The organism is Sulfurimonas sp. (assembly GCF_014859695.1).
In the GTDB taxonomy this organism is placed as follows: domain Bacteria; phylum Campylobacterota; class Campylobacteria; order Campylobacterales; family Sulfurimonadaceae; genus Sulfurimonas.
The window spans coordinates 1-11,599 of record NZ_JACUTS010000054.1; the positions used below are offsets into that span (position 1 = coordinate 1).

The 11,599-nt window shown below is 38.3% G+C and carries 8 protein-coding genes and 1 pseudogene; 6 read left to right on the top strand and 3 right to left on the bottom strand.

The annotated features are described in order from the left end of the window. The first annotated feature begins 285 nt into the window (after window positions 1-285). On the top strand, window positions 286-942 hold the full coding sequence (locus IBX42_RS09010) for a uracil-DNA glycosylase (RefSeq protein WP_294931794.1): 657 nt from the start codon (window positions 286-288) through the stop codon (window positions 940-942). Continuing rightward, on the top strand, window positions 939-2,195 hold the full coding sequence (locus tag IBX42_RS09015) for a hypothetical protein (RefSeq protein ID WP_294931791.1): 1,257 nt from the start codon (window positions 939-941) through the stop codon (window positions 2,193-2,195). The genes IBX42_RS09010 and IBX42_RS09015 overlap by 4 nt, the downstream gene beginning before the upstream one ends. On the opposite strand, the gene IBX42_RS09020 is transcribed toward IBX42_RS09015, so the two are convergent. Next, a complete protein-coding gene (locus IBX42_RS09020) occupies window positions 2,172-2,549 on the bottom strand; it encodes a YbgC/FadM family acyl-CoA thioesterase (RefSeq protein ID WP_294931787.1) in 378 nt (125 codons plus the stop codon). The two genes, IBX42_RS09015 and IBX42_RS09020, sit on opposite strands and share 24 nt — an antisense overlap. Window positions 2,550-2,709: 160 nt before the next feature. On the opposite strand from IBX42_RS09020, the gene IBX42_RS09025 reads away from it, so the two are divergent. Genes IBX42_RS09025 through IBX42_RS09040 form a run of 4 tightly spaced genes read left to right on the top strand, consistent with a single transcriptional unit; the run spans window position 2,710 to window position 8,174 of the window. Further along, window positions 2,710-4,020, top strand: a complete 1,311-nt coding sequence (locus tag IBX42_RS09025; protein ID WP_294931783.1) for a TolC family outer membrane protein — start codon at window positions 2,710-2,712, stop codon at window positions 4,018-4,020. Beyond that, window positions 4,013-6,181, top strand: a complete 2,169-nt coding sequence (locus IBX42_RS09030) for a type I secretion system permease/ATPase (RefSeq protein ID WP_294931780.1) — start codon at window positions 4,013-4,015, stop codon at window positions 6,179-6,181. The genes IBX42_RS09025 and IBX42_RS09030 overlap by 8 nt, the downstream gene beginning before the upstream one ends. Continuing rightward, window positions 6,178-7,560 carry an HlyD family type I secretion periplasmic adaptor subunit gene (locus IBX42_RS09035; RefSeq protein WP_294931777.1) on the top strand — a complete coding sequence of 461 codons (1,383 nt, stop codon included), beginning with the start codon at window positions 6,178-6,180 and terminating at the stop codon, window positions 7,558-7,560. Before IBX42_RS09030 ends, IBX42_RS09035 begins: the two co-directional genes overlap by 4 nt. A gap of 2 nt (window positions 7,561-7,562) precedes the next feature. After that, complete coding sequence (locus IBX42_RS09040) at window positions 7,563-8,174, top strand: LuxR C-terminal-related transcriptional regulator (protein WP_294931774.1); 612 nt, start codon at window positions 7,563-7,565, stop codon at window positions 8,172-8,174. A 5-nt stretch (window positions 8,175-8,179) separates the two neighbouring features. Here IBX42_RS09040 and IBX42_RS09045 read toward each other — a convergent pair whose 3' ends face one another. Both IBX42_RS09045 and IBX42_RS09050 read right to left on the bottom strand, forming a co-directional pair. Beyond that, entirely contained in the window at window positions 8,180-9,832 is a 1,653-nt protein-coding gene (locus IBX42_RS09045) for a cadherin repeat domain-containing protein (protein WP_294931771.1), read from the bottom strand. Window positions 9,833-9,982: 150 nt separating this feature from the next. Next, a pseudogene (locus IBX42_RS09050) lies at window positions 9,983-11,599 on the bottom strand (hypothetical protein); the annotation flags it as partial.

Consider the following 11,599-nt stretch of genomic DNA (forward strand, 5'->3'; position numbering starts at 1 on the left):
CAAATTACTAGTCAATTAAGATCTAGTAAGTTGATAAATTTATTATACGAGGAGATTATATGGATAAGAATATTCTCTTTTTTGAGATTTTCAATATTGCCAATAATACTCTGAATTTCTCTCGAAGACTCTAATTTAAAACTATTTACACCCAATACTTCATTATCTAAGCTCAAATTGTTCTCCAAAAATACTTTCTTGTATTTTACCTAAAATTTATAAAGTAGATTTTAACCGCACTTTAAATATACTCTTATGATTGATTATTTTTCATAAAGGCTATTATTGAACTCTTTTCAAAATCTACTGCTACTGCAAAACCTATATCGGCTTAAAGCTCTAGGGTTTGAGTATAGCGACTCCTTTTCTATAAACCGTGCAAGTTCAAATGAAAAACCATCGAATCTTGATGAGCTTACAAAGAATATAGCAAGTTGCCATTTGTGTGATTTGAATAAATCGAGAAGGCAGAGCATGAGCGGATACGGCAATCCAAATGCAGACGTCATGATAATCGACTATATGGTTTCGATGAGCGATGATAGCACAAACTCCTACTACAGCGGCAGAAGCGGTGAGATGCTAAAAGATATGATTGAGAATGTTTTAAAACTAAAAGTTGAAGATGTGTACTTTACTCATGCTATAAAATGCAAACCTTTAAACTCAAATATAGCCTCTAGTTCGGAGTGGGATTCATGCAAGAGTTATCTATTTGAACAAATAGAGTTTGTAAAACCAAAAGTAGTTGTTACTTTAGGTAAAGATGCTTATGCTAAAGTTACATCTGAAGAAGAAAATTTCTGGAGCGTAAGAGGACATGTTGTAGACTTTAAAGAGTACAAACTTGTTCCTATATTTCACCCCAATCATCTTCTTAGAAATCCGGATGATAAAAAAATTGCGTTTAATGATCTAAAAATTATAAAGAGTTGTCTATGAAAAAACTATATTTTATCGCCATATTTTTGCCTGCAGTGCTGTTTTCAAAAAGTTTTCTAATTTCTGACATTGCTCTTCCAAAAACTGATATTCAAAACCTAGACCCTTACCCTTGTAATGAGGAGTGTTTACAAGAGCACCTTGAAAATGGCTACATCTTCTCATTTTTAGCTCATGCCGGGGAGAGACTTGAAGATGATGTTCTAGAGGCAAGAAGACAGGAGTATCTGGCAGTTTTCAATATAAAAAAGGTCTTTACAGAGAGCAAACTTCGCATTGCCCTACTTCTGCCATACAAAAAGATTGGAAGATATGCAGCCTCAACTACAAACGCATCTTTTGCCTATCTTATGTCAAAGAACCGCCCGTTTGAGCTCAAGAGTTATAAAATAGAAGATGAGAGCTACGATGAGATCTCAAAAGCCCTCAAGAGAATTAAAAAGGATAGTTTCTCTTATGTAATAGCACCGCTGACACAAGATGGCGAAGAGATTGTCTCAAACATCAATCCTGACATAAATATATTTTTCCCAACTATCAACAAAAAAGATGCTAAAAATGAGTCAGGCTACCTCTACTACGGAGGGATAGACTACAGAGCACAAAGCGATCTGCTCTTAAATGAAGCGGTCTCTCCACTTGTCATATTTTATGATCAATCCACCATCGGAGAGCGGCTATCTGAACATCAAGAGTATGCTTTTAAAGCCAAATTTGCACAAAATAAAAAGGTAGCCTTGAGTAGCCCTTCTCAAAAACCAACCGTTATAAAATTTTCTATTCCTCAACAGACGACAAATCTAGAAAAACAGTTAAAAGAGAATGAGAAGATAAACGAAGCCTCTTTTTTCGTAAATACTCCTATCATAAAAAGCGGTATGATAATATCTCAGCTTACTCTCTATGACACAAACACTACAAATATACTCTCAACACAAACAAACTACAATCCGCTGCTTCTCTCCATGACACAGTATCAAGACAGAAAAGATATGATAATCGCCAACTCTATCACGCAAAACAAAGATGTTCTCATCGAGACAAACTCTCTTTTGGGTAACGATATTGTATACGACTGGATAAACTACACGACAACCGTCGGTATAGACTACTTTGCCCATCTTATAAGCGGCGAAAAAAGAGAGTATGATATACAGAGTGTTGATAACCAGATGATCTACCCTATAAACCTGCTTCAGCCATCATTCTCCAGGTTTATCCCTTACCAACTAACAAAAGAGAGAGCGGACTAGCTCCTCTACCTCTTTTGTGATCTTTTGAGGCTTGCCCTCAAAGTTTATATATGCCAGCGTTATGGTTAGCTCAAATATCTTCTCATTCTCTTTAAATACACTCTGCAACAGTTTGAACGAAGCCGCTCTCATCTCTATAAGTTTTGTCTCTACATGCAGCTCATCACCTAGCTTTGCGCTTCTAATATAATCAGCCTCAACTCTTCTGGCAACAAAATGACCATTTTGCAAAACCGGAGTCAGACCTTTAGAGAAAAAAGCCTCACTTCTTGCGCGTTCGCAAAAATTGAGGTAGTTTGAGTGATAAACAACTCCGCCTGTATCGGTATCTTCGTAATAAACTCTTATTTGCATCTTCTAACCACCTTTTTACCGCTATCTAACATGTTAAATTATACACTGCTTTGACTTTTAGCGATATAATATGAAAAAATAGTTTTAGCTTATACCTAAGTTAATAAATGCTTAATATTTTGAATAGTATACTAAGTAAAGTAAAAACAAAGGATTTCAAATGAAGCAGTCTATATTATTATCGGTGGTTTTGATACCTATACTTGCAAGCGCAATGTCTCTTAGCGAGGCAGTGCAAAAGGCGGTTGAGACGCATCCTCAAATAGAGATGAAAAAAGAGGATAGAAATGTTCAAAAAGAGTTACTGAGTAGAGCAAGAGCCGGTTATTTACCGTCTTTAGACTTGTCATATTCAGTCGGTCCAGAATTTACAAAAACTGTAGCAAACGAAGGTGTGAGAGAAACATTAGTAAGACAAAATGCCTCTGCAACACTCGTTCAGAATGTTTTCTCAGGCTTAGATACAAAGTACGCGGTTGAGCAGCAAAAAGCGCTTATATTATCGGCAAACGACACTGTAAAAGAGAGTGCAAATGATATGGCGCTAGCAACTGCTACGTACTATATTGAGCTACTTAGAACTCATGAACTACTCCAGATTGCTAAAGAGAATGTAGCGGTTCATGAAAAGTACCTTTCACAGATAGATGAGAAGGTAAAAGCCGGAGTTGGGCGCAGTTCTGACTACAAACAGACACTTGCTCGTTATGAAAATGCTCTAAGTATCCAATACTTAGCGGAACAAAATTATGATAATGCCGTCTCTAGCTTTGAGCGTATTTTACCCGGAGATATAAGTGTAGCGGATTTGGAAAAACCCACTATTGGAGATATCCCTGCTAATGATATAGACTCTTTGGTTGAGATTGCTATGCAGAACAACCCTACGATTAAAGTATCAAATGCGGATATCGAAGTTGCGGCGGCGGCACTACAACGCTCAAATGCACCCTATTATCCAAAAGCGGATATTAAACTCGAAGCTTATTGGGACAAACATGTGCATGGAGTGGCATTTGAATCTGAAGCTGGAACTCCTAGCACTTTTGAAGAGAACTCTGGCTACAACGCTCTTCTTGTGTTAAACTACAATATCTTTAACGGTTTGGCAGACAAAGCAAACAAGCAGGCAAATCAACACAGATTGCTTAACAAAAACAGCACACTCGCAGATGCAAGACGCTATATAAAAGCATATACAGAGATTGCATGGCAGACGTTTGAGTCGACAAAACAGCAGCTGGTTCATCTCGATAACACTATAAAATCAAGCGGCGAAACTGTCTCCGACTATGAAAAAGAGCATGAACTTGGAAGAAGAAGCATCATCGACCTTTTAAACATAGAGTTAGAGCATAACAGTGCAAAAAACCGCAAAACTACGGCTGAGTATGATAGGCTGATCTCTTACTATCAAATCTTATCTTACACCGGCAAAATTTTAGAAGAGATGAATATTACAGTTGAGTAGTATTATAGAAAATCCTCTACTGGAGAGCTTGGTAATTTTTACCAAGCTCTACAATCGTCCATACAGCGCTGATGCACTTATTGCTGACTTGCCAATCCCACCGGGAAGAACGACGCCTAGACTTTTTTCACTTGATGCAAAAGGATCAAAATCCGCATTTCATCGTGCGGCTCAGCGTGCCGGATTTAGCTCTAAATTAGTAGACTACTCATTTAAAGATATATCCCCTCTGCTACTGCCAGTAATCCTAGTCTTAAAAGGTGACGAATATGGCGAGAGAGCCTGCATCTTAACGGAAATTAGTCCTGATAGAAAATATGCAAAAATAATTTTACCAGAAGCAGGAGAGGGTGAGAACTGGGTTGAGAGTGAGTTTTTAGAAGCGGAATATATAAACTTTGCATTTCTTCTTAAACATAACCACCAATACAAAGATGCACACAATCGTCTCTTAAAGCATGATAGTCATCACTGGTTTTGGGGAACAATGAGCTACTTTTCTGGAATATACGCAGATGTAATAGTAGCTTCTTTTCTTATAAATCTTTTTGTTATGGCAACTCCAATTTTTACTCTAAACGTATATGACAGAGTCGTGCCAAACAATGCAATAGACACGCTTTGGGTATTTGCAACGGGTATAATTGTTATCTATATCTTTGACATAATTCTAAAGTTCCTTCGCTCCTACTTTCTTGAAAATGCAGCAAAAAAAAGCGATGTTATCATGTCTTCGATAATTTACGAGCATGTACTAAATCTAAAAATTGCATCAAAGCCACGCTCGGTAGGTTCGTTTGCAAGCAACCTAAAGGATTTTGACTCCATAAGGGGCTTTTTTACGGCATCTTCTATTGCTACTATAATAGATCTGCCTTTTACAATTATATTTCTCTTTATCATCTATATTATAGGCGGTTGGATGATCGCTATTCCGATAGTAAGTGCCCTTATCATTATGATATATAGCATATTCGTAGAAAAACCCATGAGAAGAAGCGTGCAAAGCACTTATGAAGCTTCTGCACACAAAAACTCAGTACTTATAGAGTCACTTACAGCACTAGAGACTATAAAGGCACTTGGAATAAGCGGACAGTATCAGTGGAAATGGGAAGAAGCTACAGGCGATGTTGCACAAAAGGGACTCAAATCAAAAATACTCTCAAACTCTATCTCGACATTTGTAAACTTTGTAGTTCAGCTAAACACTATTGCGCTTATTATAGGCGGTGTTTATGCCATAGGAAATAATGCTCTGACTATGGGAGGGCTTATCGCAGTTGTAATGCTTGGTTCAAGAATGCTCGCTCCTTTGGGTCAAGTCGCAGCACTTATTGCCAATTTTCAGCAGACTAAGACTGCTTATGACGTCATCAACTCTATAATGAAGCTCTCTGTTGAGCGCGAAGAGTCAAAAAACTTTGTACAGCGCCCATTCTTTAAAGGAAAGGTAGAGTTTAAAAATGTAAGTTTTGTCTATCCTGATACAGAGAACAAAGTTCTTGATGATGTAAGTTTTGTAATCAATCCGGGAGAATCAGTAGGTATTATAGGCACTAACGGTTCAGGAAAAACGACAATAGAGAAGCTTATACTAGGGCTTTATGAACCAACGGAAGGCTCCATACTAATGGACGGTATAGATATAAAACAGATAGACCCTGCTGATTTGAGACGCAATATATCTTATGTTCCCCAAGAGGTCATTTTGTTTCAAGGAACGCTAAAAGAGAATATTGTTCTGCGCTCTCCTGGTGCAAGCGATGAGGAAATTTTAGAAGTTGCCAAACTAAGCGGTGTGAGCTACTTTGCAGACTCTCATCCAATGGGCTATGATATGCATATAGGAGAGAGGGGGGACGGTCTCTCAGGCGGACAAAAACAATCCATCTCGATAGCACGTGCTTTTATACATTCCGCTCCAATTATACTTCTTGACGAACCTACAAACTCGATGGACAGTACGCACGAAAACCACTTCATAAGAGCTATGAACAGCTACCAAAATAATCATACGATGATACTAATCTCTCATAAAAATATACTCCTTTCATTAACTAAAAGATTGATTCTATTGGATAGAGGCAAGATTATTTTAGACGGTTCGCATGATGATGTTATAAGACGATTAAGATCCCCTCAAAAGAGTAGCCAATGAGCCTAGAAGATAAGTTTGTAGAATACTCTTACAAAAAGAAGGATATTAAAAACCTTCGCATAAAAGATGAGAAGGACTTGGAGTATATGAACTCTGTAAGTGCGGCTCTGCTTATGAATCACTCTGGCGGCACCAAATTTATGCTCTGGATAAGTGCTTTTGCAATTGCTTGGCTGATTTTTTGGGCATACAATGCAGATATAGATGCCCTAACCCGCGGTCAAGGCAAAATAATCCCCTCTTCTCAGGTTCAAGTCATACAAAATCTGGAGGGTGGTATTGTAAGCGAAATACTCGTTGAAGTCGGAGAAGAGGTAAAAAAAGGCAATATTCTCATTAAAATCGACGATACGAGTTTTGTAAGTAGCTTTATAGAGAGTCAGTTGCGCTACAATGAACTTCAGGCGAAGAGTGTTCGCCTTTTGGCTGAATCTACCGTAAAACCATTTATTGCAAGCGACTTAACAAGAAAAAACTCTCCAGAACTTATAAAACATGAAGAGTCTCTTTATAAAAGCAATAAAGAGCAGCTTGAAAACAGTATTAATATCTATCAGCGCCGCCTTGAGCAAAAAAAAGATGAACTAAAAGAGGCTGAGGCAAAATTACAAAACCTGACAATAAATTATAAACTTATTACCAGAGAATTAGAACTTAATAAGCCGCTTGTAGATAAAGGAATAGTCTCTGAGGTCGAGTATCTAAAACTTCAAAGAGAAGCCAGCACCATTGAGGGGCAGATGAAATCGACAAAACTCTCTATTCCTCGTCTTGCCTCCATAATTGAGGAGCAAAGAAACAACATTAGAGAAGTTGAGCTAAAATTTAAAAATGCAGCAAAAGAGAAATATAATGAAGTAAGAGCCGAAATGTCAAGAATTGAGCAGGCAAATATTGCCAGAGAAGACAAGGTAAAACGTACATTTGTGCGCTCTCCCGTTGATGGAACTATAAAACAGCTTCTAGTAAATACTGTCGGGGGTGTTGTAAGACCCGGGATGGATATTATTGAAGTAGTACCTACTCAGGACAACCTGGTTGTCGAAGCAAAAATAAGACCTGCGGATATCGCCTTTTTATTCCCGGGGCAACGTGCTATTGTGAAGTTCTCTGCATATGACTTTGCAATATATGGCTCGCTGAAAGGCACTCTAACTCACATAAGTGCAGATACTATTTATGATGAAGCAAGTAGACAAAACTACTATCTTGTGAGAATAAAAACAGATAAAAACTACTTGGGAAATGAGGATAAAAAACTAAATATTATAGTCGGGATGACGGCAGATGTAGACATAATAACTGGCAAAAAAACAGTACTGGACTATATTCTAAAACCAATCCTAAGAGCACGAGATAATGTGCTGAGTGAAAGATGACTATGAAAAAGGTAATTATATTTACAAATATGTCATCAATTAAAAGGCATTGGCAGAGCGCTTTAAACAACTCCTACGAGACCGTGTCAATAGAAGATTTTGATGAACTACTTAAATATCTTGCAAAATATGGCGATAGAATATCAGTAATGATTGATGAGATGAGTATTCAAAATATCGAATATGCACTCAAAAAACTAAAAGAGCACCCAAATGCGGTTACTTTGCTTTTTAACTCAGTTCCTGAAGTGTATCACGCATCAACTCTCCTTGGAAGCGGTATTAAAGGATATGAAAACTCCTACATAAATAAAGAAAACCTGCTAAATATGCTCTCAAGCGTCGAATATGGAAATAACTGGCTTTTTGCAGATCTTACATACTTTATAATCAACAAATATATGCAAAATAAAAGGAAAGATGAGCCTGAATTTATCTCACTGCTAACCGAAAAGGAGAAGGATATCGCACTAATGATTGCCGAGGGGTTAAACAACAAAGAGATAGCGCAAAGAGAGAAGATTGCACTCTCAACCGTAAAAGGTCACATCCACCATATCTTTGAAAAGGCGAACGTGACCGATAGAATCTCTTTAGCACTAAAGTTTAAGTAATAAAATCAGACACTATCAATAGGTATATCAACATCGATAAGAAGTTGCACACTCGGGTCATCTACGTGTGTGTATGTAATATAGTCTGTCTCTGTAACACTAGGAGAGGTGTCAATAACCCATCCGTTATCTACCAAATTAACAATCCCATCACCGCTGTCTCCAGTAATTTTAAGCACATTGTCGCCGTCCGTTATATCAATGACGTCTGCCAATGTAATATTTGACAATGTATAATCACCGCTAGAGAGATTGATTTCATCTACAGAGTCAGGAGCATCGCCTTCAAAATCATTATTTTGATCTAATAAAGCCTCCATATCTATGTTGCCGCCAGGTAAACTGTCAAAAGTAAGAACCTGCTGACCATCAGGACCCATTATCTCAAAATCATCTATACTCCAAGCTTCTGTACCCTTTCCATGATCTACAGTATTTTCAGATTGAAACTCAACCCTAATAAGCCCATTTTCAGGAACTGTAACGTCAAAATCATAGTCAAAGTATCCTACACCCTCACTATCAGGAGAAAATGACTGAGTTTTTATCACGTTATCTTCACTGTCATAAACTCTTGTTACAAAAGTGTCATCGCCCTCCCAATCATTTACGCCAAGCGTAAACGAAATATTTATCTCTTTGTCTGCATGATCACTCAGATCAAAATCCTGTGATCTTGTATCGCTGTCTTGACTAAACCAACCCAGTTCATTTGGCGGAATCGTACTGTTGTCCACACCTATGGCGCTCTCGTTGCCTGAGCCAGTCCAGCCTTCATTATTATTGCCTGGAGGAGAGTCAAACGTATGAAACACCAAACTTTCACCAGGAGTCGTCGTTACATTTCCATTAATATTGTTAATGAAAACACTCAGTTCCTGAGTTGTATGGTTTCCTAACGAATCTGTTGCGGTTACGAGTACAATATACTCATTGTCTCCGCCAACATCTTTTGGATTTTCATAATCAGGAGCCTCTTTAAAGCTTATAAGACCGCTCACTGGGTCAATAATGAACAGCTCACTATCCTCTCCCGAGATGCTGTAGCTGACACCATTCTCACTGCTAGCCGTTACCTGCGTTACAGGAGCTGTATCTGTTTCATTAAAAAGTGCTGTATTTGAAGATGTAAACACAGGATGAGTGACATCAGGTGGAATCACATCGGGTGGAGTGATATCGGGTGGAATGACATCCAGTTGACCAATGTCATAAACAACATCTTCTGTACCAAACTCTGTCACGCCAAATCCAAGTGCGCTATTTGGTCCTCTGTTAAAGCCAAGAACGCTGGAGTCTGCTACGATATCCGTCTCTGTAAATGCCGTGCTTCCCTCTGCCCCCTCTTCACCTGCTGCAGTTTCTAAATCTTCTGCTACTCCTGTTTCAACTTCTGACTCAGCCATGCTGCTCAGGGCATCTCTTCCATGAAAAGCAGTTCCGTCTGCTAAAATTCTAAATTCGCCATCGTATGCCGACGCCTCAGGAAGTGCTAAAAACTTAATCTGAAACAGAGCGCTCGAATCGTTACTCACAACCTGCTCATTCTCAAACATCAAACCGCCGTACACTGGCTCACGAACAACACCGTCAGCACCCACAATCTTCACGTTACCTTGCGTTACCTGTATCTGTCCTACAACTTTTCCAGTAGCCATTTTACACCTCCAAATTTAATTATGTATAGATTCTAGCACAGAGATTTTTTTAAGTAAATAGTACTTTGGTATCAATAAGAAAATTTTTGTTAATTGGGAAAAAAAGAGTTTACCCGCAGCCATCAAGGTTGCGAGTAAACAGCTAATAAGCTATACAATATCGATTGGTATAAGAACATCAACCATCAGTGTCGTAACATCTCCTGTATCAGCATCTGTATAACTATAAACATTATACCCGCCATCCACAACAGAAGTATCAAATGAATCTTCGTCAATACTAACCCTAGTATCACTAGTAGGAGTACTATCAGACTCAATTATTAATGTATTATTACCATCTACAGTTGTTGTCATTGAAATCACATCATTCGGATTAATACCACCGACTACTTTTGCATTATCAAGCAACTCTATAACTTCAATATTTGAAATCGCGGCTATAGTAGCTACATTAGATAAGTCTAAAGTATCTGCAACAATCAGTGTATCTACTCCAGTTCCGCCGTCTATAACTGTATCTAAAGCATCGTATACAATAGTGTCATTACCTGCACCGCCGTATAGAGCATCCGCTCCGGCACCACCATCGATGTAGTCATCACCATCTTCACCAGCTATTGTATCATCACCAGCTCCGCCATGGAGAGCATCTGCTCCATCACCTCCGAAAATAACATCATCGCCTCCTTCTCCAGAAATTTCATTATCTTCAGCAGTTCCAGCGATTATATCATCGCCACTGCTCGCAGCAAGTGCAAAACCATCCCCACTCTCCCAAGAAGTTGCACTGCCAGTAATAGTATCAATTAAATTTCCTAGCTCAGTCAACTCTGTCGGGGTAAGTTCTTCAGTAAAATCAAATATCAATTCTACACCACCATTATCTGCAGGAATAGAGTAATAATTATACAGACCATCCGCACTCAAAATAGCAATAGGAGCAAAACCATCTACCACTAATACACCATCTACTGAAGAAGGAACTTTAAGTATAAGATTGCTTAAAATTTCACTCTCATCTGTCAGAAATGCATTTGCATCAATACTGTATGTCACCAAATAAGGTGAAACAAGCACTACATTTTCCACCTTAAATTGATCATTTGTAGCCGTATTGCTTACACGAACTTCATTAAAATAAATATCAGATGTAAAAGTAAGAGGTATACCTTTTGATCCACTAGGATTTGTAGTAAGATAATCATTTAAAGAATAAGTTTCTATTACTACACCATCTCTTAACAATTCAACGGTTCCAGTATCATTCCCTGGTCTTCCATCAAAACTTTTAATGGTCATAGAAACACTTCTTGCATATCCATCAAATTCTAAAATACCAGTACTATTACCAGAATTAATAATCGGGGTATAATTTGTAAAAGTTTCGTCTTCATAATCTTGCACAATTTCAGGAGTCAAATCTGCTGTAACTATTACCAGTGGTGCATCTGCTACGAGAATTACTGATGGGTCAACATCTGCAGGGGTGCCATCAACTGTTCCATCGTTTGGAGTAAGTGTAAATGCTGGTAAATCTGTTCCTGCATTTACTAAGCCAAGTCCTGCTTGAGTTAAGAGAACTTTACCTGCATCATCGCCTGTTCCAAGTGCATAGTTGATTGTATCGCTTAGAATTACGCTTACCGTATCTCCATCTTCGTCGTCCGTCGTATAAGTTGCAACTACTGAGCCTACTTCATTTGCAGGGTCATCTTCAGTGAAGTCGTTTGTTGAAGTAACTGTAATTGTGGGTGCATCGTTTAC